We start from the raw sequence: 26,003 nt of genomic DNA, 5'->3' as shown, positions 1-26,003 counted from the left end.
CCGCATATATATTCCATCTCAAACCCCGGTACTCATGTGGTTCAAGTCGGTTGGTTTTGCCCTTTCGGTGGGCATGGCGTTGGTTGTGGTGTTGATTGGTTTCACGCTGCTGAGCGCAGCGGGTTTGGCCGGGTTTTCGGCCAATGACGTGGCGCAAGCTAGTGAGCCCGAACTGCAGGAAGTAGGCATGCTGCCGGCTTCCCAAACTGCAGCACCCAGCCCGGCAGCTTCGCCCGCCGAAGCCGCCGAAATTGCCGCCGGCGATGCGCTTTTTAAAGGCAACTGCGCCCAGTGCCACGCCGTGAACGAACAGGTGGTAGGCCCCGCTCTGGCCGGCATCAGCAAGCGTCGCCCTGTTTCCTGGCTGATTCCGTGGATTAAGAACTCGAGCAAAGTGGTGGCCAGCGGCGACGACTACGCCGTGGCCCTGTTCAACAAGTTCAACAAGCAGCAGATGCCCTCCTTTGCGCTGTCCGACAAGGAAATTACCTCCATCATCGCCTACGTCAAGTCGGAAGAAGGCGGCGCGGCCGCACCTGCTGCGGTGGCTATGGTTTCGGAATAGTCACGCCGATTATCACCCCAAAATCGCCGTCCGTCTGCGTTGAGCCGGCGGCTGGCTTGTAGGTGCGCGACACGTAGCCATCCAAGTAGAGCGCCTGCCGGCAGCCTGCTTTCCGGAAGTACTCGGCAAAATCGTAGAAGTTGATTTTGCGGCGCGACATGGCCAGCAGCACCTGGCCATTGGGCAAAATGCCCACCCCGTTGCGGATTTGCAGGTTGGCCGAGCCCGGCCGGAAGGCGGGATGGAGGCGCCCATCAATCAGCAGCATGGGGCCCGACTGCGTGGCGTAGGCCACCCGGCCATTATTGCGAAAAGCGGCCGTTTGGCAAATGTGGGCGGTGCTGTCGGTAGTTAGGTAAAACACGCCGTTGGGCTTGAGGTAGAAATTGCCCGCGCCGGTGGCGGTGTCCAGCGGCACCACGGTTTTTCCGGCTTCAATAAATAGCCCTTGCGGGGTGAAGCTGGGGTCAAACATGCCACCGTTCATGGCAAAAAGCATACTGTCGTGCTGGGTGGCCAGTGCCTGGCGCAGGCCACCCAAGCTGGCGTAGCGGCGGCCCTGCGAATCGCGCCAGTACATGCGCAGGGCCTGCCGCCGCGGGTCAAGCCGGTAGCTGACGTAGCTTGTTTTCACGGCCGGGGCAGGTTCGCAGGCGGCCACTAGCAGGCCCAGCCCCAATAGGCAAATACGCCAAATTATGGCCTGAACCAGCTGGCGCGACGGAGGTACCTGCCCTGAGGAATAGCTGCGTGGTTTGCGGAAAAAGCTATTCGCAAGGGCTTTACTCGCTGTAATAGGCAAAGAATTCACGGATAAGAGAGTAGGCATCCCGGGCTTCGAAATAGCGGGGACTGGCACTGCTGATGGCGTTGAAATGCTGCTTGCGAAAAAGCATTTTGGTGCGGGTCAGGTGGTAGTACTGCGACACGATGAGCAGGCTGCGGAAGTGCAGGCTGTCGCGGAGGCGCAAGGTATTAGCCACTGTGGCTTGCGTGTTGTCCCCGTGGTTATCAACGACAATAAGAGAATCGGGGACGGCATGGGCCAGCAAATAAGCCTTCATTTTCTGGCCTTCTAAATAACCTTCCCGGCCCAGGCCGCCACTCACCAACAGGCGGCGCACCCGCCCGCGGCGGTAAAGCGCAAGGCCGCAGCGCAGGCGGCTTTCCAGCCGCGCCGACAAAGTGCCATCTTCGTTCACTTTGTTGCCCAGAATCACGGCTAAGTCAGCTTTTTTTTGCTGGTCCGTCAAGCCATCGACGACCGTGAAGGCCGTGTGGCCGAAAAACCATAAAAGGAAAAGGCCAAGCAATGCTTTTGCGCCGTTGAGGTATCGCATGGTGAGTGGGAAGACGCGCACAAGCCGCTTTGACGAAATGCCCCGGCTGGTTTGGGCCGAGTAGTGAGCGCCGGCCCGCCCCGCAATACTAGAGATACTCGCGCACAAACATTGGGTTCTCGCTACCGCAATCTGCCAAGCCGTCCCCGGGCTTACATTTGCCCAAACTCCGCCCGCCCTTTTTGCCCGTGACTGACCCCGAATTCGACCTGCTCGACGAGCTGTACTTCGTTACCTCGTTCCGCACCCTGCTCCAAAAAACCGGCCTGCCCCCGCAGGAGCTTGAAAACCAGCTGCGCAGCCTGCTGGAGCAGGGCCTCGTGCGCAGCTACTGGCCCGACGTCGACACCGAACTGGCCTACGAAACCACTTCGTTCGGCGCCATCGCCCGCGATGCCTCCTACCTGGCCTCGAAGGAAGGCCTCTTGCAGCATAACACCCGCTAAGCGTGGCTACGGCAGTTTCTGCAGCCCCCGCCGCTACTGCGGCCGCCGCCCGGCCGCCGGGCTACTACGTGCGCCAGCGCCTGTGGCAAAACCGGCCCGCTGTGGCCGGCCTGGCCTTCATTGCCCTCTGCACGTTGGTGGCCCTGCTGGGCTACTGGATACTGCCCGACAACTCGCCCAACGCCAGCCACGGCTTCGTGCAGATTCAAAAAGAGGCTCCCGGCCTGCGCGTGCAGCTGCTGCGCCAGCCCCTGCCCGATTCGGCCCGCGACAACCAACGCGCCGATAACATCTTTGCCACTTGGCTGCACGGCCGCGTGCCCGACGTGCTGGAAACCCCCATTGGCGGCTACGCATTCTCGGGCGATTCTATTATCCTGAAGCCCCTGGGTCATCACTCGGCCGAAGCCGGCCGGCCGCGCCGGCTGGCACTGTCGGCCGTGACGGGCCACCCCGGGGCGCCCGCCGCCTTGCAGCAGGAAATCCGGGACAAGCACATCGTCAACCGCAACTACCTGCTGGGCACCGATAAAGCCGGACGCGACGAACTGAGCCGGCTGCTGCTGGGCACGCGCATTTCGCTGGGCATTGGGCTGGTGGCGGTGCTTATTTCGCTGGCGCTGGGCATGGCCGTGGGCGCCGTGGCCGGCTACTTCGGCGGCTGGGTTGATTCGCTGCTGCTGGGGCTGATGACGGTGGTGTGGAGCATTCCGGGCATCATGCTGGTCATTGCCATTTCGCTGGCCCTCGATAGCAAAGGCGTGTGGGTCAGCTTCGTGGCCGTGGGCCTCACCATGTGGGTGGATGTAGCCCGCGTAGTGCGCGGCCAGATGCTCAGCCTGCGCTCGGCCACCTTCGTGGAGGCCGGCCGGGTGCTGGGCCTGCCCACCTGGCGGCTCATTGCACAGCACCTGCTGCCCAACATGCGCGGCCCGCTCATTGTGCTGGCCACCAGCAATTTTGCGGCGGCTATCCTGCTCGAAGCTGGTCTAAGTTTCCTTGGCCTGGGCGTGCAGCCGCCCGCGCCCAGTTGGGGCCTGATGGTGAAGGAGGGCTACGACCTGCTGGGCACCGAGGCCGGCCTGTGGCTCACGCTGCTGCCAGGCACGGCCATTTCGCTCCTCGTGCTCAGCTTTAATTTGCTCGGCAACGGCCTGCGCGACGCCTACGACCCCAAAACCCCCGTGGCTGCTTAAGTTTGTAGCCCCGTTTGCGTTTCACGCGCCATTCATAACCGGCTGCTTACCTTGCTGCATGGCTTCTGTTCCTCTTTCTTCTGCTGAGCCCCTGGCCGATGCGCTGGCCGCCCAGGTCACGCACCGCGACGACCAGATAAAACAGCTGCGCCGCCAGCTGCTGCTCAAGCAGTTTGAGCTGGACACCGTGCTCGGCGTGGCCCACGACATGACGGCTCGCGACCACACCGTGGACGAGCTTTACCATATGCTGCGCCTCACCCTGCAGGGCCAGCGCAACGTGGTGCAGCTGCTGCTTTTTGCCCGCGAAGAACACGGCTTCCAGGTGCGTGTGGCCCTAGGCTGCGAACTGGCCGTGGCCGAAAAGCTGGAACTCAGCCAGCACCTGCGCGAAGGCGGCGTGACCCAGCCCCAGGCCGTGGAGGACCTGCACCTCGGCGACGCCTGGGAACCCTACGAAATGGTGATTCCGGTGCTGCGCCAGAAGCAGGTGGCGGCCTACGTGTTTGTGGGCGGCCTGCGCTCCGATTTCGACCGCCAGCAGCTCATCCCTTTCCTCGGCTCGTTGGCCAACACGCTCATCGGGGCCGTGGAAAACCGCCGCCTGCAGGCCCAGCGCGTGGCCGACGCCGCCGTGCGCAAGGAAATTGAAATTGCCCAGGAAGTGCAGGCCATGCTCTTCCCGCGCAGCCTGCCCAACGACGGCCACCTGGCCATTGAGCGCAGCTACGTGCCCCACACCGAAATCGGCGGCGACTACTACGACGTGGTTGAAATCGACCAGGACCGTCTGCTGCTGTGCGTGGCCGACGTGAGCGGCAAGGGCGTGCCGGCTTCGCTGCTGATGTCGAACTTCCAGGCCGGGCTGCGCACGCTGCTGCGGCAGGGCGTGGCGCTGGCCACCATCGTGCCTGAGCTCAACCACCTGCTGTTCCGCAACTCGGGCGGCGAGAAGTTTATCACGGCCTTCTTCGGCATCTACGACCGCCGCACCCGCCGCCTGCAATACGTGAACGCCGGCCACAACGACCCGCTGCTGCTCTGCGACAACGGCTCGGTGGAGCGCCTCAAGCACGGCACCGTTATGCTCGGCATCATGGAAGACTTGCCGTTGCTGCGCGTGGGCGAAACCGAAATTTCCCGCCACTCGCTGCTGCTGCTCTACACCGACGGCCTCACCGAGGTGTTTGACGAAGCCGGCAACGAGTTTGGCGAGGAAGGCGTGTTGGACGTATTGGAGCGCGGCCGCTACCTGCCCCTGCCCAAGCTGCACCAGGAACTGCTGCGCAGCATCAACGCCTTCAGCGCCCACAACTCCCAGTTTGCCGACGATGTGACGATTTTGAGCTGCCGGTTTAAGTAATGCGAAAATGCAGCCATCAGCATTCATTGCAGAAATTAACTACGCGCTCGAAACGGCTTTCAATCGATTAGCGAAGTGGTTTGAAGCACCGAGTTCGCTGCGAGCCTACCGTCCAGCTAGTGGTGGTTGGGCAATCGATGAGATTCTGGAGCATGTCGCTCTCACGAATCATTATTTGCTCATTCTCATTGAAAAGGGAGCAGCGAAGGCGTTGAAGAACGTGCACAGCCTGAACCTGGAAGCGGAGTTGGCCGTCCGGTGCTCAGAACCAAATAAGCTTAAGGAAATTGCCAATCCGCAAGCATTTGCTTGGGTGAGGCCAGAACATATGGAGCCGCGCGGGTTGAAAACCGGGCCTGAAGTGGCGGCAGCGCTACGGCAGCAGCTTCGAGCGTGTCAGCAGGTATTGACGCGACTGCCCAATGGTGAAGGAGTGCTCTATCGCACAACTATGACGGTCAATGCGCTGGGAAAGATTGACGTTTATGATTTCGTGCACTTCTTGGCCAAACACGCTGAGCGGCACTTGGTGCAAATACAAAACGTGGCGGCGGAATACTCAGCGACGAGTCATTAAACGGTTGGCGTGTCTTCTTGAGGTACCCCTTCCGCCAGCCAGCTTTCGCAGCGAATCAGCAAGGCGATGCAGATGAAGAACACCGGGCCAATCTTGTCGGCTTCCACCAGCTCATTGAGTGTGAGGTGGAACACAATGACTACCAGCGACATGGTGGCGGCCAGAATGACGCGGCGCACTTCGGGCTGCTGGCGGGCGCGGTGGTAGAGGCTTTCGGCCTTGAGCAGCGCCGTGCTGACGAAGACAAGAAAGAGCACAAAGCCGGGAATGCCTTGCTCGGCCAGTTGCAGCAGGAAGTAGTTGTGAGTGGTTGATTTCTCGGGGTTGTCGCTCACGTAGGTGCGGAAGCTCTTGATGGTGTAGCGCTTGTATTCGGGATAGAAGGTGGCGGGGCCGCTGCCCACCACGGGCTTGTCGGCAATCATGCGGGCGGCGGCCACCCAGCGGTACACCCGCTCCATGCCCGATACGTCCTGCATCTTGTAGGTGGCTTCGAGGTGCTTCTCGAAGTTCTTGCCGTTGAAGATGGTGCGCTCGTAATTGGGCGCAAATTCCATGTAATTGTCGCCGGTGGCAATGTGGGCCACGGCCAGGCCCGTGCCAATGGCCACGGCCACCAGCACCACCTTGGTAAAGCGCAGGTGCATCACCCCAAAAAACAGCGCCGCAATGGGCAGCGAGAGCATCGACGCTCGCGTGTAGGACGTAAGCAGGCCAAACAGCAAAAGCCCCAGCACCGCCCGCCAGGCCAGTTTGGACCCGGCCTTGGTGGCCGCGCGCAACGCAAACCAACAGAACGGAATCAGCAGCGCCAGCATGGTGGCGTAGATGACGTGGTTGCGGAAAAACGGCCGCAGCGCCCAGTTGATGTCGGCGAAGCTGAAGCCCTTGGTGGCGTGCCGGCTCGCCACGTACAGCACGCTCAGCGCCGCCCCGGTGGCGTAGAAAGACGCAAAGCGCCAGGCATCGGCCGGGCGGCGGATGATGAGCAGCGTGCCCAGCACAAACGGCGTGAGGTACCACACCTTGGCCAGCATGTACTTGAACGACTTAAGCGTATCGACCGAGAAAAACGTGTCTACGGCCGCCCACAGCAGCATCAGGCCCAGCAGAATGATGAGGGGATGCTGCCACTCGCGGCCCGGAATGCGACCCGTGCCCAGCAGCAGTGCCGCGCCCACGCACCCGGTCAGGGCCAGCATGAGCGGCTCGGAGGGCACGTCCATGCTTAGGCCGCCAAACAGGCTGATTTCTTCGGAGAAGGGCAGTAGGAAAAACAGCAGGTAGTAAATCCAGCGCCACTCCACCAGGGCCACCAGCAGGGCCACAGCCAGGCCCGCCGGCAGCAGCAGGGCCGGCAGGTGTGTGAGCGCCGCGCCCGCGCCGCCCAGCAGCAGCAGGCCGATGAAGGCCATGAACAGTTGCTGCGGCCCATCGTAGGCCTGCCGGAACCGCTGCCAAAGGTTGTTTACGGACGGGTTCACGCCAGGCGGGCGGCCCCGGGCCGGTTGCGGCGGTAGAGCTCGAGCAGGGCAATGAAAATGACCGACAGCACAAACGTGAGCACCACCGAGCCCGTCACGATGAGCCAGCGCACGGGCTTGGATTTCCGAGTGGCCGGATAAGCCTTTTGCACCACGTACACGCTGGAAAGCCGGCCCTGCAAGCTCAGCTCGGCGGTTTCGAAGGCCGAGCGGGCGGCCACGAGGCGGCCCTGCAAGTCGGCCACGCGGGTGGTGAACATGCTCATCGAGTCGGTGCCCTGCACGTAGCTTTCCAGGTTGATGAGGTTGCCGCCGTCGCGCTTGGTGAGGCCGCGCAGGGCCTTGCGCAGGCCGGTCACGTCGCCGCCGCTGGCTTCGGCCTTGCGCAGGGCCGCCTCGGTTTCGATGAGTTGCTTCACCATGTAGCGGCCCTGCATTTCGAGGCCGAAGATGCCGTAGCGCTTGCGGGCGCCCACCAGCTCGCGGCGGCTGCGCTCGAAGCTGGTGCTCAGGTACTCGTAGCGGTGGCGGTAGAGGTCGAGCACTTTGCGGCGGTTTTCCAGCGTGAGCTGCTGGTTCACCGAGTCGATGACCTGCACCAGGGTATTGGCAATCTGGGCGGCCAGGTTTTTGTCTTTGTCCATGAACGTGAGCTCGATGGCGTCGCGCTCGTTGTGCTCAATGGACAGGTTGTCGGTAAACTCCTTCAGCACGGCGTTGTCGGCCAGGTCGTCGCCGGGCGTGCCCACCTCGTAGTGCTTGTAGAGGTTGAATTTCTTGATGAGCAGCTCGGCCACCGGCTGCGACTCGCCGATGGTGATGGCCCGGTCCAGGTCTTCGGCCCGGCCGCCCAGCTCCAGCTTGTTGCGCGCCTGGCCGTTTTCTTCCAGCAGGCGGTCGGGGTCAGCGGTTTGGGGGTTGGTGGGAATGAAAATGGCGGTGGAGCGGTACACGTTGGGCATCAGCAGCGCCACCACAATGCTCACAACGGCGGCCAGGACGACGGCCCCGGCCACGAGGTTTTTCCAGCGGTTGATAATGGGCCCGAGGCCCACCAGCGAGAAAGAAGGTGCAGACATACAGAAAAGGAGGTGCCTACGCCCGTTCTTTTAAATGGGAGGGAAGACGCGGGAAGGCGGCAGGCAAAGATAGCCGGAAAACGGCCCCGTTCGGCACGCCGCGCGGTTGGGCCGGCACAGTTCGTAGCTTTGCGGGCGCGGCGCACCGTGCCGGTTATCCTTTCCGTCCTTAGCTTCCTCGTCGGCATCAAACGGTTTTTTGGCAATATCAGCTTCGTCGTCCTGCTCAACCTGCTGGTGAAACCCGGCTGGTTGATGGTGGAAAACCTGGTGCAGGACCGGCTCGGGCACGCCACGTTTGGGCTGGTGGCGGCCCTCTCGGTCATCGCCACCGTGGTGGCCGCCCTCGCCGACCTTGGCCTGACGCCCTACGCCGTGCGGCGCGTGGCGGCCGAACCCAATTTCCTGGCCGAAACCTTTCCCACGCTGCTGCCCTTGCGCGGGGCCCTCAACGTGGTGGCCCTGCCCGCCATGGTGCTGGTGGGCTGGCTGATGGGCTACCGCGGCCCGGAGCTGCTGCTGCTGCTGGGCGTGGGGGCGGCGCTGGTGCTCACGCAGTACGGGCAGTTCCTGCGCGGTACCCTGCAGGCCCACCAAAAATTCAACACCGACGCCGTGCTCTCGGTGGTCGAGAAGTTTGTGCTGCTTGGGGCCGTGCTCCTATTGCTGCCGCTGGGCTTCTCGCTGCCGCGCTACGTGGGCGCCCGGCTGGGGGCGGCGGCGTTCACCGCCGTGCTCACCTACGGGTTGATGACGCGCTTTTTTGGGCGGGTGAAGTACCGCTGGCAGGGCCCGGTGGCCCGCACGGCCCTGCGGGCGAGCCTGCCCTTCGCCCTCATGACGCTGGTGTACGGCATGAACGAGCGCATCGACATGCTGATGCTCGAGCGCCTGGCCTCGCCCACCGAGGCCGGCTACTACGCGGGGGCTTACCGCTGGGTCGATGCCGTGATGATGTATGCCTGGACGGTGCTGCCGCTGTTTTTTGCCAAGTTTGCCAGCGTGCCGAAGGATGCCGGGGCCCAACGCCAGCTGCTCATGTTCGGGCAGCGCATCGTCACGCTGCCGATGCTTTTCATTGTGGCCTTCGTGCTGTTTCGGGGCGAGGTGGTGTTCTGGCAGTTCACCCACAGCTCCCCGGCCGAGGTGGCGCGCATGACCTTGTGCCTGAAAATTCTGTTTCTCAACGTGCTGGTGCACGCCTTTTTCGCCATCTACAGCACCCTGCTCACCAGCACCACCCACGAGCGGGCCGTGAGCTGGCTGGTGGGCCTGAGCATCTTGCTCAACATCGGCCTGAACCTGTTTTTGCTGCCCCGCTACGGCGCCGTGGCCGCCTCGCTCGACACGCTGCTGTGCGCGGTGGCCGTGTCCGTCGGCTACCTGGTGCTGGTGGCGCGGCGCACCGGTGTGGGCGTGCCCGGGCGGCTGCTGGCCCGGCTGCTCCTGGCGTTCGGGCTGCTGTGCGGCGCCTGGTACATGCTGCAATACGGCCTGTTCCTGAGCTGGTGGGTCGAAGCCGGCGTGATGGCGGTAGTGTTTGGGCTGATTGTGCTGGGCACCGGCCTGGTGCGGCGCAAGGAGCTGATGAGCTTGACGGGAAAAGGTTAAATTTTCTTGTTCGTCATGTCGAGCGTAGCCGAGACATCTCGCTGCGGAAAACGAATTACTTCGGCGAGCGAGATGTCTCGGCTGCGCTCGACATGACGCTTTTGCGCTATTAACTATGCCCATACCCACTCCGCTGCACATCGCCGTCAACACCCGTTTCCTGATGCCGGGCGCGCAGCTGGAAGGCATCGGCCGCTTCAGCTACGAAACGTTGAGCCGGCTGGTGGCCCAGCACCCGGAAGTGACGTTTCACTTCCTGTTCGACCGGGCTTACGACCCGTGCTATTTGTTTGGGCCCAACGTGGTGCCGCACGTGCTGCTGCCGCCGGCGCGCCACCCCCTCCTGTTTGTGGCGTGGTTTGAGGGCGCCGTGGCCCTGTGGCTGGCGCGGCACCGCCCGGCCGCGTTTCTCAGCATGGATGGCTTCACCACGCTGGCCACCACGGTGCCGCGCGTCACGGTGCTGCACGACCTAGCCTTCGAGCATTTTCCGCTCGATGTGGAGCTGCTGCGCCGCAAGTACTACCACTTTTTCATGCCGCGTTTCGCCCGCGCGTCGGCGCGGCTGGTGGCCGTGTCGGAAGCCACGAAGGCCGACATTGTGCAGACCTACGGCATCGAGCCTGAGAAAATCAGTGTGGCCTACAACGCACCGGCCGAGCTGTTCCGGCCCCAGCCGGCCGACGCCCAGCGCGAAACCCGGCGGCGGTTCAGCCACGGGCAGCCGTACTTCCTGTTCGTAGGAGCCTTGCAGCCGCGCAAGAACCTGGGCAACCTGCTGCGGGCCTTCGATATGTTCAAGGCCCAGGGCGGGCCGGAAGCCGCAGCGGCGCAGCTGCTCATCGTGGGCCGCAAAGCCTGGAAAGCGGGCCCCATTCTGGAAGCCTACCAAAAGATGCGCCACCAAAACGCGGTGCATTTCACCGGCCGCGTGGCCGATGCCGAGCTGGCCAGCCTCTACGCGGCGGCGCTGGCTACTGTGTACGTGCCTTATTTCGAGGGTTTTGGTATTCCCATTGTGGAGGCTCAGGCCAGCGGCTGCCCCGTACTGACATCCCAGGTCAGCTCCATGCCCGAAGTGGCGGGAGAGGGCGGTGCCGAACTAGTCGACCCCAATTCGCCCGAAAGCATTGCCGCTGGGCTGGCGCGCCTGTGGGAAAACGAAGGGGTGCGCCAGCAGCTGGTAGCCCAGGGCCGGCAGAACCTGCGCCGCTTCTCCTGGGCCCGCAGCGCCGAGGTATTGTGGGAGGCAGTGGAGCAGGCGATAAAAGGGGCGAAGTGAGGAACTGTCATGGCAAGGCGCAGCCGAAGCCATGACAGTTCCTCACTTCGCCCCTCATTGCTTATCAAGCCAAGCTTTCCGGCGTTACTTTTGTAGCCCCCTATGGCGCGACTTCATCCTTACAACTTTACCCACGTCCTGTTGCCGCAGCTGGCCTGGCGCCGCCCGGCCTCGGTGCGCCGCGAGCTGAGCGACCCGTACCTGGCGCGCGAGCTGCTGCAATACGTGTGGGAAAAAGCCGCCGAAAACCTGCCGACGGCCGATAAAGTAGTGCCCCGGGGCCTGCGCCTGAGCTGGCACGAAGTGGCCGGCCGCGCCACGGCCCTGCTGCACCTGCCCGCGCCCCAGGCCACCATGGAAGCCTACTATTCGGCCCTGGTGTATGAGGAGGACGACGAGCCCGAAACCGAAGCCGAGGAAAAACGCCCCCGCTACTTCACCCTGGAAGCCACGCTGGGCCTGAGCGGCCCCGCCGGCGCCCCCACCGTGATAGGCGAGTGGGCCGGCGAGCAGCACCGCCACCTGGGCCGCGGCCCGGGCGCCGGCCAGCCCGATACCGCCGCCGCTTTCCTGACCGTGCTGGCCGCCGTGCTGGGCCCGCTGCCCGACACGGAAGTGCCCTTCATGCACATCGTGCGTTCCTGATGCGGCTAGGCTCCCGGCTCGAAGCGGCGCTTTTGACCCGGCCGCCCAAGCTGCTGCACGCCCTGCTGCCCGGCTGTGAGTGGACCGGACCGGCCGCCGCGCCCGGCGGCGCGCCGGCGCTCTACCTCACCTTCGACGACGGCCCCATTCCGGAGGAAACGCCCTGGGTGCTGGAGCAACTGGCGCAATACAATGCGCAAGCCGCGTTTTTTTGCGTGGGCGAAAACCTGGGCCGCTACCCCGCCATTGCCCGCGCCGCCCTGGCCGCCGGCCACCGCCTCGGCAACCACACCCACCACCACCGCAGCGCCTGGAGCCTGAGTCGCCCCGAGTACCTGGCCGAAGTGGCCGAGTGCCAGCGCTACATTGCGGAGCTGCAGGCCGAAACGTCGCCGGCCACGGCCGCACGCCCGCTGTTCCGGCCGCCGTATGGCCGGCTGACGTGGCCGCTGCTGCCGGCGCTTCAGCAGGATTTTCGGGTCATCATGTGGTCGGTGCTCACCCGCGACTACGACCCCAGCCTGAGCCCGGAGGACTGCCTGCGCTACACGCTGGCCGCCGTGCGGCCCGGCGATGTGCTGGTATTTCACGACAGCCGCAAGGCCAGTGCCCGGCTGCGCTTCGTGCTGCCGCGGGTGCTGGCCCATTTTGCCGAGCAAGGCTTTCAGTTTTTGGCGCCGTGACCGGATTTCTGCTAACGTTCTTGTTGCTGTGGCTGCTGAGTATGGCTTACGCCACCTGGCGCTTTGCCGCCCGGCGCGGTGCCCACCCGGCCCAGCCGGTGCCCCAGCCGCTGCCGCGCGTAAGCATTCTCATTGCTGCCCGCCACGAGGAAGCAGCGCTGCCGCGCTGCCTGGCCAGCCTCCGGCAGCTGGCCTACCCCGCCGAGCTGCTGGAAATTTTGGTGGGCGACGACGCCAGTACCGACCGCACCGCCGCCGTGGCCGAGGCGGCTATGCAAGGTTTTGCGGGCCGTTTTCAGGTCATCCTCATCACCGAAAATTGGGGCGAGGCCCGGGGCAAGGCCAACGTGCTGGCCCACCTGGCCCGCCACGCCACCACCGACTACTTCTTCATTACCGACGCCGACATTCACCTGCCGAAAACCTGGATTCCGGCCCTGCTGGCCCAGGCGGCGCCGGGCGTGGGCACGGTCACGGGCATCACGGCGGTGCGCGGGCCGCGGTGGTTTCATCAGCTGCAAGGCATTGACTGGTTGCTCTCGCTGAGTTTGGTGCAGGTGGTGAGCGAGCAGGGCCGCCCCGTGACGGCCATGGGCAACAACATGCTCGTGACCCGCGCCGCCTACGAGGCCACCGGCGGCTACGAAGCGCTGCCCTTTTCTGTAACCGAAGATTTCGCGTTGTTCCAGGCCGCCGTGGCGCGGGGCTTTGGCTTTCGGCACGTGTTCAGCGCCGAGGCGCGGGCCGATTCACTGCCCATGCCCACCTGGGCGGCCCTGCTGAAACAGCGGCGCCGCTGGCTGCGCGGCGTGGAAGCCTTGCCGCTGAAACTACGCCTGCAGCTGCTGGTGTTCAGCGGGTTCTGGCCGGCGTTGGCGGCGTTAGCGTGGGCGGCCGGGGCGGGGCCGGCGCTGGCCGTGTGGGCTGCTAAGGTGCTGGTGCAGGGTGTCATGGCCCACGCCGGACACCGCCGCGCCGGACTCCAGCTGCACTGGGAACTGCTGCTGCCGTTTGAGCTTTATACGCTGGCACTCACTTTCAGCATCGTCTGGTTCCAGCTGTTTGGCGGGGCGGTGGTGTGGAAGGGGAGGCGCTATGAGTAAGGTATTAGGTATTCGGTTTTGGGTGTTAGGCTTTAATAGCCGAATGATACCGTTCCCGATATTTGACCCTTAACACCCAAAAACCGAGTACCCAACACCTGAAAAGATGCACATCACCGATTCGCACGCCCACCTCTACTCCGAACAGTTCAAGCCCGACCGCCCCGACGCCCTGCGGCGAGCGCAGGAGGCCGGGGTGCGCACCATTGTGATGCCCAACATCGACCACAGCAGCATCGACGCCATGCTGGAGCTGGAAGCGCAGGCGCCCGAAACCTGCTTCGCCATGATGGGCCTGCACCCGTGCTCGGTCACGCGCAGCTTTGAGCGCGACTTGTATGAGGTGGAAACCTGGCTGGGCCGGCGGCCCTTCGCCGCCGTGGGCGAGTGTGGGCTGGATTTGTACTGGGACAAAACCCTGCTGGCTGAGCAGCAGGAAGCGCTGAGAATTCAGCTGGCAATGGCCAAGAAGCATCAGCTGCCCATTGTGCTGCACACCCGCGAGGCCTTTGCCCAAACCGTGGCCCTGGTGGAGGAAGCCCAGGACGGCACCCTGCGCGGCGTGTTCCACTGCTTCTCGGGCACGCCCGCGGAGGCCGAGCAGGCCATTAAGCTGGGCTTTATGCTGGGCATTGGCGGGGTGGCTACGTTCAAAAATGGCGGGGCCGACAAGGTGCTGCCCGGCCTCGACCTGAAGCACCTGCTGCTGGAAACCGACTGCCCCTACTTGGCGCCCGTGCCGCACCGCGGCAAGCGCAACGAGCCCGCCTACCTGCCGCTGGTGCTGCGCCGCGTGGCCGAACTGCTGGGCAAGGACGTGGAAGAAGTAGCCGAGGCCACCACACGCAATGCGGCGGCGCTGTTCAATTTGTAGGCAGCAGCGGACTAAAAAGAACGGTCATGCTGAGCGCAGTCGAAGCATGACCGTTTTTGGTATCGTTTGTTTAGGAAGACCTGCCCTTACGCCACGGCTGTGCCCTGCTCCAGGCGGTGCAACAGGGTTTCGATGTGGTCGGCGTAGGAGTTGATTTGGTCGAGGCCGGCGCGCGACTCCTCGATTTGGCCGCGGGTGTAGCTCGTCACCAAGTCCTGGCCTTTGGTGAGCATCTGTTGGAGCACGCGCTCAATTTCGCGCACCTCGGGCTGGCCGCCGAGGGTCGGCTTTACCGACGTTTGGAGCCACTGGCCCAGCGGGTTGTCGGCCAGGGAGAAGAGGGCCGGCTCGGCTTCGCGTACCCCGTAGAGCACCGAGCGCAGCCGCGACTTAAACAACACCTGCTTGACGCGGGCTTGCTGAAAGTCGAAAGAAGTGAGGGCCATGCGGGGAAGGGGGTGAGCGGAACTACAAAGATAAGCAGGCGGGCCTAGCCAGATTCGGGCCAAACTGTGCGCGGGGTCTAGTTGCCGGCCGCGTTGCCGAGGCGTTCAAGGGCCTGCCGGGCGTGCACAAACTCCGTTACTTCAAAGGCAAACACCATAATGCCGGCCGGCGCGCCGTTTTCGCGGAACTGCTGGTAGATGAAGTTGAAATACGTGTCTTTCAATTCTTTGCTGGCATCGCGCTCCAGCTGCATCATCAATTCGTTGCCGTAGAAGGTTTCGCCGGTCTGGTACACGCGGTCGAGGATGTCGATGATGCCCTGGTCCTTGACTTCGGGCACCTCCTCGGCCACGGTGCGGCCTAGCAATTCACGGTGCGGAAACAGCAGCTGGTACTGGGGGTTCACAAACTCGTAACGGTGCTCAGGGCCGCGCAGGATGCAAATCATGGCCGGGGCCTGCATGAACAGGTTGTGGAAGGTGTCGCGCTGGCCCTCGGCTTTTTGGTAGAGCTGGTGGGCTTGCTCGGCCAGTTCGGCCTGGGTCTCGTTGGCCGTCAGCAGCTCCTGCACCATCTGGCGTTGCTCGTGGATGTCGGTGCCGCCGCCCACCCACAGGTTGATGGCGCCCTGGGCGTCGCGCCGGGGCGTGGCCCGCACCAGCACCCAGCGGTACTGGCCGTCGTGGCGGCGCAGGCGGTATTCTACCTGGTAGGTATCGCCGGTTTCGACGGATTTCCGCCAGGTGGCCAGCACCCGCTCCCGGTCGTCGGGGTGAATGCTGGTGCTCCACTGCGCGCCCAGCTGCTCCTCGGCCGTGCGGCCGGTGAAGGCCAGCCAGCGCTGGTTGAAGAAGTCCCGGTCGCCGGCGGCCGTGGCTGTCCAGATGAGCACGGGCAGGTTTTCGAGCACGAAGCGCATGCGGTCCTGCGACTCGGCCAGGGCCAGGCGGTCGCGCTCGGCCTGCTGGGCAGTGCGGTACTGCTCGGTGATGTTCTGGGTGCGCTGCAGGATGTATTCCAGCCGGCCCTGCTCGTCGAGCAAGGGGTAGTGCGTGGCCTGCCAGTACAGCTCCTCAAAGCCGCCGCCCTGCTCGGCGGGCCGGGCCAGGTCGTAGCGAATGACGGGCATGGCGTGCGGCTCCAGGTGCTGGCGCACGTGCTCGTGCGACGCCGCGATGATGTCGCCCTGGTTTTGGTCGGTGGAAGGGTAGGCCTCAAACAAGGTGCGGCCCACGGCTTCTTCGCGCGATTTCATCGACACGGCCACGTGGCTGTCGGTATTGTCGACGATGGTGGCGTCGGGTTTCATCAGCAGGAAGTTGTCCGGCAAAGAGCGGAACAGGCGCTGATAATCAACGGAAGAGTCGGAGGCAGTCGAAGCAGGCATGAATCAGGATGCGGGGCAAAACCAGGTCGGAGCGTAAAAGTAGGGCGCGGCGGGTGAAGAGGCGGCGGAGCAGCTAAGTAGGCCTTTGGGTTAGTTGGAATAGGCAGAACGAGTACCCCGAAGCTCCAGCTTCGGCTCGTTGAACGATGCCGGCGCGAGCCGAAGCAGGAGCTTCGGGGTACTCGTTCTATAAACCCCAGCACACCCTACGCCGCCGTGGCAAAGCCGCGCTCCAGGGCCACAAGCTGCGCCTCAATCTGTTCGGCGTAGGTATTTACCTGGTCGAGGCCGGCGCGGGCTTCCTCAATGTGGCCGCGTTGGTAGCGGGTGGCCAGGGCCTCGCCGGTGCTCAGCATGTGTTGCAGCACCTGTTCCAGCTCGCGCACCTCGGGGCGGGTGCCCAGCTCGGGGCGCAGCGAGGTGCGCACCCACTGGCCGACGGGGTTGTCGGCCACGGAAAACAGGGCGGGCTCGGCCTCGCGCACCCCGTAGAGCACCGAGCGCAGCCGCGACTTAAACAACACCAGCTTCACGCGGGCCTGCTGAAAGTCGAAGGAGGTAAGAGCCATGCAATAAATTAAAAACGAAGTAGAAAAAGGTCAGTACGGATGAGGCCGCTAAGTTAGCGACGGTTCGCCAGAGCCGGGGCCCTGCTCGCGAAGTTTTTCCAGCGCCTGCCGGGCGCGCACGAGGTCGGTGACTTCGTAGGCAAACACCATGATGCCGGCCGGCGCGCCCTGCTCCCGGAACTGCTGGTAAGTGAAATTGAAATAGGAATCGCGCAGCTGCTGGCTGGCGTCGCGCTCCAGCTGCAGGGGCAGCTCGTGAGCGTGAAAGGTTTCGCCGGTCTGGTACACGTTGTCGAGGATGTCGATGATGCCCTGTTCTTTGACTTCGGGGAGGGCCTCGGCCACGGTGCGGCCCACCAGCTCTCGGTGGGGGAAAATCTGCTGGTACACCGGGTTCACGAACTCATAGCGGTGCTCGGGCCCGCGCAGGATGCAAATCATGGCCGGGGCCTGCATGAACAGGTTGTGGAAGGTGTCGCGCTGGCCCTCGGCTTTTTGGTAGAGCTGGTGGGCTTGCTCGGCCAGCTCGGCCTGGGTCTCGTTGGCCGTCAGCAGCTCCTGCACCATCTGGCGCCGCTCGTGCACGTCGCTGGCCGCGCCCACCCACATGCTGATGGTATCGTCGGCCCGGCGCCGCGGAGAGCTGCGGATGAGCAGCCAGCGGTACTGGCCGTCGTGCCGGCGCATGCGGTATTCGTATTGGAAAGGGGTGCCCGCGGCCAGGGCCTGCTGCCAGCCCTGGTTCAGGCCGGTGCGGTCGTCGGGGTGCACCAGGGCGTCCCAGTCAAGGGCCAGCATCTCGGCCTGGGTCTTGCCCGTGAAGTCGAGCCAGCGCTGATTAAAGTAGTCGGGGGTGCCGTCGGGGCGGTTGGTCCACACCAGCACGGGCAGGCTTTCGAGGATGAACTGCGTGCGGTTTTGGGCTTCGTCGAGGGCCTCTTTGGCTTCGGTGGCCAGCAGCGTGGCCTGGTGCTGGGCGGTCACGTCCTGCGGAATCTGCAGGATGAACTGCAGCTGGCCGTTGGCGTCCAGAATAGGGTAGTGGGTGAGCTGCCAGTAGCGCACCTCGGTGCCACCGCCCTGCTCGGCGGGGCGCTCCAGGTCGTAGCGCAGCAGGGGCATGGTGTGGGGGCGCAGGGTGCGGCGCACTTCCTCGTGCGAGGCGGCTAGGTCGCGCTGGCTTTCGGGGGCCGAAGGGTAAGCGTCGAAGATGGTACGGCCCACGGCCTGCTCGCGCGGCCGCATCGACACGGCCACGTGCCCGTCGGAGTTGTCGAGGATGGTGCCGTCGGGGGTCAGCAGCAGGTAGGAGCCGGGCAGGGCGTGAAACAGGGCGCGGTAGTCGATGGGAGCAGCAGTTGTCATAGCAGCGGCGGGTTCACAGCGTTAAAAGTAGAGGGAGGCGCATGAGGGGGCTGTGAAGTTGAGGCCCCGGCCCATGCGATGCTGTAAAAATACCCGTGGGGCCCCAACCGGGGCCACCCCACCCCAAACGTCGCAAGAGGCCGGAGGTTCGTCATTTTCGGCCAGCGCTTCATCTTTCTCGGCCAGCGCTTCATCGGAGCGGGCCGGCGCTTCAGCACCTTTTAGTTGAATCCGGGCGGGGCAGGCGGCCACCTTTGGACCATCACCTAGCCGCTGGCCCCATGAAACCCTCGCTACTCCCGCTGCTCCTGCTGCTGAGCGCCGTCCGCCCCGCCCTCGCCCAAACTGCTCAACCCCACCCCCAGCCCCTCCCCTCCGGGGGAGGGGTGCGTTCTGAAACAGAAGCCGTCAGGCTCCCCTCTCCCGGAGGGGAGGGGCTGGGGGTGGGGTGCCGCCTCGTCGGCACCGTGCGCGACGCCGACGGCCAGCCCCTGCCGGGCGTGAACGTGTTCGTGAAAACCACCTTCGACGGCGCCAGCACCGACTCGCTGGGCCGCTTCAGCTTCAGCACCGACCATGCCGCGGGACCGGCCGTGCTGGTGGCTACTTTCATCGGCTACGAGCCGCTGGAAACGCTGGTGACCCTGGGCGAAGGCCCCATCTCGCTGCCCAATATGAAGCTGAAAGCCAGCCGCGCCGCCCTCGGCGACGTGGTGGTGACGGCCGGCGCCTTCGAGGCCAGCGACGAGAAGCGCAGCTCGGTGCTTAAGCCGCTGGACATCGTGACCACGGCCGGGGCGCTGGGCGACATCGCCGGGGCCCTGAATGCGCTGCCCGGCACCACCCGCAACGGCGAAACCGGCCAGCTCTTCGTGCGCGGCGGGGCCGCCTCCGAAACCAAAACCTACCTCGACGGCCTGCCCGTGCAAACGCCCTACGGCGGCGCCGTGCCCAACGTGGCCGCCCGGGGCCGGTTTTCGCCGTTCTTATTTAAGGGCACCGTGTTCAGCACCGGCGGCTACTCGGCCGAGTACGGGCAGGCCTTGAGCGCGGTAGTGGCTTTGAACTCGACCGACCTGGCGCCCGAAACCATGACCAGCGTATCGCTGATGAGCGTGGGCGGCAGCCTAGCCCGCACCAAGCGCTGGGACCGCACCAGCCTGGCCCTGACCGGCGACTACACCAACCTGGCGCCTTATTATAACCTCGTGCCCCAAAACCTGGGTTGGGAAAAAGCGCCCCTGCAGCTGGGTGGCTCCCTGAAGCTGGCCCACCAGGTAGGGGAGGCCGGCATGCTGAAAGTGTACGGCACCTACAGCCGCCAGCGCCTGGCCCTGCGCCAGCCCGACGCCAACCCCGCGTTTGCCGCCACCGGCCACCCCGTGGCCCTGGCCAACGACAACCTCTACCTCAACGCCACCTACCGCGCCCCGCTCACCCGCGGCTGGAGCCTGAACACCGGCCTGGCCCTGACGCAGGACGACAACACCCTGCGGCCCGACGTGCAATCCGTGCACGACCTCGACCGCTCGGCCGTGGCCCGGCTGGTGCTCACCAACGACTCTGCCAGCACCTGGTTCAACCTGAAAATGGGCCTTGAGGGCTACGCCCAGCGCTACCGCCAGCAGTACCAGGCCTCGGCCGAAGCGCCCGTGCTCAGCCTGGGCGTGGACGAGCAGCGCGGCGCTGCCTTTGTCGAAAGCGACCTAGTGCTAAGCCGGAAGCTGGCCGGCCGCGCCGGGCTGCGCACCGAGTACTCGGCCCTGCTGGGCCGCTTCAACGCTGCCCCGCGCCTGGGCCTGGCCTACAAAACCGGCGAGAACAGCCAGCTCTCGGCCGCCTGGGGCTACTTCTACCAGACGCCCACCACCGACCTGCTCCGCATCAGCCAAGCCCTGCAGTTTGAGCGGGCCGAGCATTACATGCTGACCTACCAGCGCATGGTGAAGGAGCGCACATTGCGGGCCGAAATCTACCAAAAGAACTACGCCCAACTCACCACCTTCGACCCCAATAACATCTACAACCCCAGCACCTACCAGAACGCCGGCAGCGGCTACGCCCGGGGCCTCGACGTGCTGTGGCGCGACCGCACTACCTTCAAAAAGGCTGACTACTGGGTGAGCTATGGATTCGTGGACACGCGCCGCCAGTTCCGCGACTACCCCGCTGTGGCCGTACCCACCTTCGCGGCCCGGCACAACCTGAGCGTGGTGGGCAAGTATTGGCTCCAGAAAATCCACACCCAAGTGGGCTTCACCTACGCCTACGGCTCGCCCCGCCGCTACAACGACCCCAACCGGCCCGGCTACAACCAAAGCAGCCTGCCCGCCTATCAGGACCTGAGTCTCAACGCGAGCTACCTCACCCACTGGTTCGGGCAGTTCACCATCGTCTACGTGTCGGCCAGCAACGTGCTGGGCCGCCAGAATGTGTACGGCTACACCTTCGCCGGCCAGCCCGACGCCAGCGGCCTGCGCCCCAGCGTGGCCGTGACGCCGCCCGCGCCGCGGATGCTGTTCGTGGGCGTGTTCATCTCCATTAACAAGACCAGCAAGGTGGACTTGAACGAGAAGCCGGAGTAGGAGGGGTAAGGGCGCTGGCGCGCGTTTCCGACGCGTGTCGGCGGTCGACCGTGAAACGCCAACTTGCTGCGCCTAGCCAATATCCTGGCGCTAATAGTCGTTCCGACGGAAACCAACCTTTTCCACCTATGACTACTCCCTTACGGTTTCTCACGCTGGCGCTGCTCGCCTCCAGCACTTTTGGCCTTACCAATTGCAAAAAAGACAAGGAACCCGAACCCGACAAACGTTCGCAGCGGGAAATCTGGCTGACCAGCACGGGGTGGAATAGGCAGAGCGTTACGCAGGTATATTCTGACGCGACAGGTACGTCAACAACCAATACCGCCTCGCCAGCCACTTTCTTTCCCCCTTGCACGTTGGACGACATCGACCATTATAACCGCGACAGGTCTTTCATCGTGGATGACGGACAGGCAAAGTGCCAGGCGCCAGCGGCGGCCAGCACCTGGGACTTTGCTGCCAACGAAATGGAGATTGTGATTCAGCCCTCGTCCTATCGCTATAAAATTGTGAGCCTGACCGCCACCACCTTGGTATTGGAAATCGGCGAGACGTATCCCGACGGAACGAAGGTTACGCAAACCACTTCCTACGCCGCGAGGTAGCCCAAGGAGGTGCTTCACAGAACTCAACTTGTATTGAGTTCTGCAACGGTCTACACCGGCAGCGTCACGCGGAAGGTGGAACCCTTCTCGGGCTGGCTTTCCACCTGAATGGTGCCACCCGCGTTTTCCACTAGGCGCTTCACCATGAACAGGCCCACGCCCGAGCCTTCGACGTGGGTGTGCAGGCGGCGGAACATGCCGAAGAGGCGGCCCTGCTGCTCGGCGGTCAGGCCCAGGCCGTTGTCCTGCACTTCTAGGGTGAGGTGCTGGGGCTGGCAGTGAGCGCGCAGTTGCACCTGGGCGGGCCGGCCGGGGGCGCGGTATTTGATGGCGTTCGAGAGCAGGTTGTACACCACCGAGCGCAGGGTTTTGGGGGCCACGCGCACGGCCTCGCAGCCCGCCGTGGTCACGGTGAGGGTGGCCCCGGCGGCTTCGATGAGCGGGGCCAGGTCGAGGTGCACGCCCCCGCACCAGGGCGGGCAGGTCCACGGTTTCGGTCGATTCGCGGTGCTGCACCTGGGAGATGCTGGTGAGGTGGCCGATGGTTTGCTGAAAGCGGGCCACCGAGCCCTGCATCATGTCGAGCAGCCGGGCCACGCCGTCGCCTTCGAGCACCGCCGGCGGCAGGTCGTAGCGCAGGGCCTCCAGCAGCCCCTCGATGTTGGCAATGGGCGCCTTCAGGTCGTGCGAGGCCGTGTACACGAAGGTGTCGAGGTCGGCGTTGGTGCGAATGAGGCGGTTGTTGGTGTCGATGAGCTCCTCGTTCGTCACCTGCAGCTCTTCGTTGATGGAGTAAAGCTCCTCGTTGAGGCCCTGCACCTGCTGGCGGGCCTGCACCTGGTCGGTCACCTCGGTGCCCATGGCCAGCAGGCCCGTCACGCGCCGCTCCTCGTCGAAGAGGGGCTGAAACACAAAGTCGACGTAGGCCTGCCGGGGCTCGGTGCCCACGGGCGCTGGGAGCTGCACGGGAGCTTCCGTCACCCGCAACGGGCGGCCGTTGCGCAGCACCTCGCGCAGCAGCTGCTCAAAGCCCTGGCCCGTGGTTTCGGGCAGCGCTTCGAAGTAGGGCCGGCCCAGCACCTCGGCGGCCGGCCGCTGCCAGATGGCGGCCACGGCGTCGTTGGCCAGCTCGATGACGAGGGCCGGGCCGCGCAGGATGGCAATGGCCACCGGGGCCTGCTCAAAAATGCGGCGCAGCTCGGCCCGCTGGGCTTCGCGCTCCTGGGCCTGCTGCCGCAGCACGGCCATCATGGCGGTTTGCAGGGTGTCGGCCTGCTTGCGGGCGCGCACCCGGTCGGTCACGTCCAGGGCAAACACCAGGATGCCCTGTGTGCGTTGCTGCGCGTCGCGCAGGGGCTGGTAAATGAAGTCGAGGTAGTGCTGCTCGGGCTGGCCCGTGGCCTCGTTCTGCATCATAATCAGCGTTTCGGCGCCGATGAAGGGCTCGCCCGTGGTGTACACTTGGTCGAGCAGGCTGATGAAACCCTGTTCTTCTACCTCCGGCAACACTTCGGCCACGGTGCGCCCCAGCGCGGTGCGGCCGGCCGAAAGGGCCTGGTAGGGCCCGTTGAAAAACGTGTAGCGGTGCTCCGGCCCCATGAGCGTGGCAATGGCGGCCGGCACCTGGCCCAGAATCTGGCCCAGCAGGGCTTGCTGGTGCCGGGCCTGCTCGCGCTGCTGCTCGGCCTCGAACTGGGCGGCGCGGGCCTCGGCCGAGCGGGCCGTCACGCGCATCTCCAGCTCGTCGTTGAGTTGCTGCATCTGCTGGCGGGCGTGCACCTGGGTGGTGACTTCGGTGGCCACCACCATGGCCCCGTACACGCGGCCGTCGGGCTCGTACATGGGCACGTACACGAAGTCCCAGTACACGGTTTCGCGGCGGCCGTTGCGGTCGTGCTGGGCCTCCATGGCGTGGGCCACGTAGGGCACGCCGGTGGCCATCACCTCGTCCAGCAGCTGCTCGTAGCCCATGCCGGCCACTTCGGGCAGCGCCTCAAACAGGCCCTTGCCGAGGATGTCCTTTTGGCGGCGGCCCCAGAGGCGGCACACGGTGGGGTTGGCCAGCTCGATGACGTAGTTCGGGCCCCGGTACACGGCAATGGCCAGCGGCGCCTGCTCAAACACGCGCAGCAGCTCGCCGCGCTGGCGCTCGGCGTCGGCGCGGGCGGCTTCGGCCTCCCGGCTGAGGCGCTCCACCTCCTGCCGGGCCTCCACCTGGGCCGTCACGTCGACGGCAAAGTTGAGGACCTCCGTCACCCGGCCTTCGGCATTGCGCAGGGGTTCGAAGCTGGTGCGGTAGTAGCGACGCTGCGGCTGGCCGGTGCCGGCATAATCGGCCCAGGCCTCGGATTCGGCCTGGTAGTACGGCTCGCCGGTTTCGTACACCCGGTCGAACAGTTCGTAGAAGCCCTGGCCCTCCAGCTCGGGAATGACTTCGCGCAGGGTGCGGCCCAGCACCGGCCGGCCGGGGAACAGGCGCAGGTATTCGGGGTTGACGTAGCTGTAGCGGTGCTCGGGGCCGCTGAGCAGCGCCACGTTGGCCGACATACGCTCCAGCACCTGCTGCAGGCGGTTGCGCTCGGCCTCGGCCTCGGCGCGGGCGGCCTGCTCGCGGGCCCGGCTTTCGCGCAGGGCAGTTTCGACGGCCGTGCGCGGGCCGGTGGCCGCGTCCATGAAGCTGGCCACCAGCTGCCCGCCGTGGCGCTGCGCCGCCACTTGGAGCACGGTGTCTTGCTGGTCGGCTAGGTAGTGCAGGGCCAGTTGGTCGGGCGTGTTGGTTTCGAACACCCGGCAATAAAAAGCAAACAAGCCGTTGGCCCTGGCGTTGGGAAAGTGCGTGTGGAGCGTGCCGCCCGGCTGCCCGGCCAGGCCCGTGAGCCGCTGGGCGGCGGGGTTGAGGTAATCTATCCCGAAGTCTGCGATTTCACCGCCTCCGTTTGCGTAAAGTGGGCGCAGCAGGTTGAGGGGCGAGAGCGACACGTCGAACACGGCGCGCAGCAGGTCGGCCGGGGCCGGCGCGGTCTCAGGCAGGGCCGAAGCGGGGAAGTCAGACATGGCGGGAGAGCAAGCGGGCCGAAAGCCCGAAGATACTCGCAGGGCCGGGCTTAGCGCCAACCACAAGCCCGGCCGTATGGCATACTTGCTGCCTGTAGGGGGCGGGCTTGCCTGGAAAACGGTCTACTTCCGCCCAAACCGGTAACGCACGCCCAAGGCTGCGCTGCTGCTAAAGCCGTTCTGGAAATTGTAAAAAATGGGGCTAGGGGCGGGGGCATTGAGCGAGCGGTTGAGCAGCAGGTCCAGGGTGAGGTCGAAGCGGGAGCTGAGGCGGTAGCGGGTGCCCAGGCCGGCCGTGAGCAGCAGGGTGTTGACGGCGGCGCGGTCGTCGTAGGGGCTCGCGTTGCGGCGGCCACCGAGGCTGTCGGTGTAGGTGCCGCGGTCGGTGCCGCGGCGGTGTTCCAGGGTGAGGCCCCCCAGGGCGTCGAACTGCAGGCGGTGCCCGGGCTGGCGCGTGAGGGTGTAGCGGGCCAGCACCGAGGCCGAGGCGTTGCGAATGCTGCTCTTGCCGGCGTAGCTGTAGTAAATGCCTTGGTTGCTGTTCAGGTTGTAGAAGTAGCCCTCGCCGTTGTAGGCCGAAGCCGAGCCGCTGTAGGCCAGCCCCACCTGCACCGCCAGGCGGGGCGTGAGCTGGTAGCCGGCCGTGAGCTGAAGCGGCACGGGAAAGCCGGTGACGCCGGGGCGGCGGCTTCCGAGGGGTTGGTAGTCGCTGCTGTAGGCCGCCAGGCCCACGTAGTAGCGCGGGGCGGGGGCGGCTTGAGCGCGGCTGAGCAGGGGCAGGGCCAGCAGCAGGCCACTCAGGGCGGGGCGGAGGTGTTGCATGTGTAGAAAAAGCATTGGTGTACCAGCTAGATTCCGAGGGAAGGGGCTGGCGTTGCAAGGCGTCGCGCAAATCAGCCCAAAAAACACCTGTTTGTCGCAAACCGGCTAAGCGGCAAGCCCATAAAAAAAGCCGCCCTGCTGAAGCAAGGACGGCTTTTTTATTATTGTTCTTTCTCTAGCGCGACCCGAAGCGGTAGCGCACGCCCAGGCCGTGGGCGGTGGTGAGGCTGCGGTTCAGGTACTCCCGCGAGTCCGAAGCCAGGGCGCGGTTCACGGTGAAGTCGTAGGCCAGTTCGAAGTGCGGGCTGAGGCGGTAGCGCAGACCGGCACCCAGGGTAGCCGTCAGGATGTTTTTCGAGTAGTGCGTATTGACGGGCCGCGCATCCTGGCCGAAAGGCTGGGTGGAGACGGTGCCGCGCGAATTGTCGCCGGAATGCTCCAGGCCCGCGCCCCCGAGGGCATCGACCCGCAGGCGGGCCGTGGGATTGGTGACGGTGTAGCGGGCCAGAACGGCGGCCGAGATGCTACGCGACGTGAAGGTGAAGCTGCCTTCGCTGTAGCCGGTGGGAGAGGTCGGGTTGTTGTAGTTGCTAATGAAATAGTCGCGCGAGGTGCCGCTGTAGGCGGCGCTGGCCTGCACGGCCAGGCGGGGCGTGAACTGGTAGCCCGCCGTGAGCTGCACGGGCAGCCGAAACTGGCTGCTCACGTACTGCGGAGGGTAGGTGCCTACCTTTTGGTAATAGCTGCTGTACGCGCCCAGGCCCACAAAAAAGCGGGGCGAAGTAGCCGGCTCGGGCGCGGTTTGGGCGCGGCCCGGCAGCGCGGAGAACAGCAGCAGGCCACTAAGGGCAAGTAAGGGATGTTTCATGGAGGAAGGCATTGGAGTGGTGGAAATGAAGCCGTAAGGTGAAGATGATT

The 26,003-nt window shown here is 64.8% G+C and carries 23 protein-coding genes and 1 pseudogene; 12 read left to right on the top strand and 12 right to left on the bottom strand.

Features of this window, described 5'->3' with window-relative positions; translation table 11 throughout:
• Positions 1-34: 34 nt before the first annotated feature.
• Positions 35-565 (top strand): c-type cytochrome, encoded by a 531-nt coding sequence (locus tag MTP16_RS21600; RefSeq protein WP_243513788.1) that lies wholly within the window; start codon positions 35-37, stop codon positions 563-565.
• Here the strand turns inward: MTP16_RS21600 and MTP16_RS21595 are convergent.
• Complete coding sequence (locus MTP16_RS21595; RefSeq protein ID WP_243513787.1) at positions 549-1,199, bottom strand: phosphodiester glycosidase family protein; 651 nt, start codon at positions 1,197-1,199, stop codon at positions 549-551. The genes MTP16_RS21600 and MTP16_RS21595 overlap by 17 nt on opposite strands.
• Before the next feature lie 148 nt (positions 1,200-1,347).
• Positions 1,348-1,905 carry a YdcF family protein gene (locus MTP16_RS21590; protein ID WP_243513783.1) on the bottom strand — a complete coding sequence of 186 codons (558 nt, stop codon included), beginning with the start codon at positions 1,903-1,905 and terminating at the stop codon, positions 1,348-1,350.
• Between the two features lie 188 nt (positions 1,906-2,093).
• Here MTP16_RS21590 and MTP16_RS21585 point away from each other — a divergent pair, with 188 nt between their 5' ends.
• The 4 genes from MTP16_RS21585 to MTP16_RS21570 are packed head-to-tail and all read left to right on the top strand — an operon-like array spanning position 2,094 to position 5,487.
• Positions 2,094-2,351: a hypothetical protein gene (locus MTP16_RS21585; protein WP_243513780.1), complete on the top strand. Its 258-nt coding sequence runs from the start codon at positions 2,094-2,096 to the stop codon at positions 2,349-2,351.
• A 2-nt stretch (positions 2,352-2,353) separates the two neighbouring features.
• Complete coding sequence (locus MTP16_RS21580; RefSeq protein WP_243513778.1) at positions 2,354-3,547, top strand: ABC transporter permease; 1,194 nt, start codon at positions 2,354-2,356, stop codon at positions 3,545-3,547.
• A 58-nt stretch (positions 3,548-3,605) separates the two neighbouring features.
• The gene (locus MTP16_RS21575; RefSeq protein WP_243513775.1) at positions 3,606-4,910 is read left to right on the top strand and encodes a PP2C family protein-serine/threonine phosphatase; all 1,305 of its coding nucleotides are present in this window, start codon (positions 3,606-3,608) and stop codon (positions 4,908-4,910) included.
• A 7-nt stretch (positions 4,911-4,917) separates the two neighbouring features.
• Positions 4,918-5,487 (top strand): DinB family protein, encoded by a 570-nt coding sequence (locus MTP16_RS21570; protein ID WP_243513772.1) that lies wholly within the window; start codon positions 4,918-4,920, stop codon positions 5,485-5,487.
• Here the strand turns inward: MTP16_RS21570 and MTP16_RS21565 are convergent.
• Positions 5,484-6,971 carry an O-antigen ligase family protein gene (locus MTP16_RS21565; RefSeq protein ID WP_243513770.1) on the bottom strand — a complete coding sequence of 496 codons (1,488 nt, stop codon included), beginning with the start codon at positions 6,969-6,971 and terminating at the stop codon, positions 5,484-5,486. The genes MTP16_RS21570 and MTP16_RS21565 overlap by 4 nt on opposite strands.
• On the bottom strand, positions 6,968-8,050 hold the full coding sequence (locus tag MTP16_RS21560; protein WP_243513767.1) for a GumC domain-containing protein: 1,083 nt from the start codon (positions 8,048-8,050) through the stop codon (positions 6,968-6,970). The genes MTP16_RS21565 and MTP16_RS21560 overlap by 4 nt, the downstream gene beginning before the upstream one ends.
• 147 nt (positions 8,051-8,197) lie before the next feature.
• Here MTP16_RS21560 and MTP16_RS21555 point away from each other — a divergent pair, with 147 nt between their 5' ends.
• From MTP16_RS21555 to MTP16_RS21530, 6 genes are all read left to right on the top strand, one after another.
• Positions 8,198-9,661: an oligosaccharide flippase family protein gene (locus MTP16_RS21555; RefSeq protein WP_243513765.1), complete on the top strand. Its 1,464-nt coding sequence runs from the start codon at positions 8,198-8,200 to the stop codon at positions 9,659-9,661.
• A 115-nt stretch (positions 9,662-9,776) separates the two neighbouring features.
• A complete protein-coding gene (locus MTP16_RS21550; protein WP_243513754.1) occupies positions 9,777-10,943 on the top strand; it encodes a glycosyltransferase family 4 protein in 1,167 nt (388 codons plus the stop codon).
• Positions 10,944-11,045: 102 nt separating this feature from the next.
• Positions 11,046-11,588 (top strand): hypothetical protein, encoded by a 543-nt coding sequence (locus tag MTP16_RS21545; RefSeq protein WP_243513751.1) that lies wholly within the window; start codon positions 11,046-11,048, stop codon positions 11,586-11,588.
• Complete coding sequence (locus MTP16_RS21540; protein WP_243513750.1) at positions 11,588-12,271, top strand: polysaccharide deacetylase family protein; 684 nt, start codon at positions 11,588-11,590, stop codon at positions 12,269-12,271. Before MTP16_RS21545 ends, MTP16_RS21540 begins: the two co-directional genes overlap by 1 nt.
• Positions 12,268-13,374, top strand: a complete 1,107-nt coding sequence (locus MTP16_RS21535; protein ID WP_243513744.1) for a glycosyltransferase — start codon at positions 12,268-12,270, stop codon at positions 13,372-13,374. The genes MTP16_RS21540 and MTP16_RS21535 overlap by 4 nt, the downstream gene beginning before the upstream one ends.
• Before the next feature lie 106 nt (positions 13,375-13,480).
• Positions 13,481-14,248 (top strand): TatD family hydrolase, encoded by a 768-nt coding sequence (locus MTP16_RS21530; protein ID WP_243513740.1) that lies wholly within the window; start codon positions 13,481-13,483, stop codon positions 14,246-14,248.
• Between the two features lie 86 nt (positions 14,249-14,334).
• Here the strand turns inward: MTP16_RS21530 and MTP16_RS21525 are convergent, their stop codons facing one another.
• From MTP16_RS21525 to MTP16_RS21510, 4 genes are all read right to left on the bottom strand, one after another.
• Positions 14,335-14,694, bottom strand: a complete 360-nt coding sequence (locus MTP16_RS21525) for a hypothetical protein (protein WP_243513739.1) — start codon at positions 14,692-14,694, stop codon at positions 14,335-14,337.
• 77 nt (positions 14,695-14,771) lie between these two features.
• Positions 14,772-16,082 (bottom strand): PAS domain-containing protein, encoded by a 1,311-nt coding sequence (locus tag MTP16_RS21520; protein ID WP_243513737.1) that lies wholly within the window; start codon positions 16,080-16,082, stop codon positions 14,772-14,774.
• Between the two features lie 206 nt (positions 16,083-16,288).
• Positions 16,289-16,651, bottom strand: a complete 363-nt coding sequence (locus MTP16_RS21515) for a hypothetical protein (RefSeq protein ID WP_243513735.1) — start codon at positions 16,649-16,651, stop codon at positions 16,289-16,291.
• A gap of 48 nt (positions 16,652-16,699) precedes the next feature.
• Complete coding sequence (locus tag MTP16_RS21510) at positions 16,700-18,016, bottom strand: PAS domain-containing protein (protein WP_243513734.1); 1,317 nt, start codon at positions 18,014-18,016, stop codon at positions 16,700-16,702.
• A gap of 281 nt (positions 18,017-18,297) precedes the next feature.
• Here MTP16_RS21510 and MTP16_RS21505 point away from each other — a divergent pair, with 281 nt between their 5' ends.
• A complete protein-coding gene (locus MTP16_RS21505; protein ID WP_243513732.1) occupies positions 18,298-20,601 on the top strand; it encodes a TonB-dependent receptor in 2,304 nt (767 codons plus the stop codon).
• Positions 20,602-21,259: 658 nt separating this feature from the next.
• Here MTP16_RS21505 and MTP16_RS26115 read toward each other — a convergent pair.
• The 4 genes and pseudogenes from MTP16_RS26115 to MTP16_RS21490 form a co-directional block, all read right to left on the bottom strand.
• On the bottom strand, positions 21,260-21,562 hold the full coding sequence (locus MTP16_RS26115; protein ID WP_380286359.1) for a sensor histidine kinase: 303 nt from the start codon (positions 21,560-21,562) through the stop codon (positions 21,260-21,262).
• 493 nt (positions 21,563-22,055) lie between these two features.
• Positions 22,056-23,756: pseudogene (locus MTP16_RS26110) on the bottom strand (PAS domain-containing protein); the annotation flags it as partial.
• 630 nt (positions 23,757-24,386) lie between these two features.
• On the bottom strand, positions 24,387-25,085 hold the full coding sequence (locus MTP16_RS21495; protein ID WP_243513729.1) for an outer membrane beta-barrel protein: 699 nt from the start codon (positions 25,083-25,085) through the stop codon (positions 24,387-24,389).
• A 175-nt stretch (positions 25,086-25,260) separates the two neighbouring features.
• Complete coding sequence (locus MTP16_RS21490; protein ID WP_243513727.1) at positions 25,261-25,953, bottom strand: outer membrane beta-barrel protein; 693 nt, start codon at positions 25,951-25,953, stop codon at positions 25,261-25,263.
• Positions 25,954-26,003 lie beyond the last annotated feature (50 nt).

Source organism: Hymenobacter monticola, from assembly GCF_022811645.1.
Classification (GTDB): Bacteria; Bacteroidota; Bacteroidia; order Cytophagales; family Hymenobacteraceae; genus Hymenobacter; species Hymenobacter monticola.
This window is presented reverse-complemented; position numbering and strand designations above follow the sequence as displayed.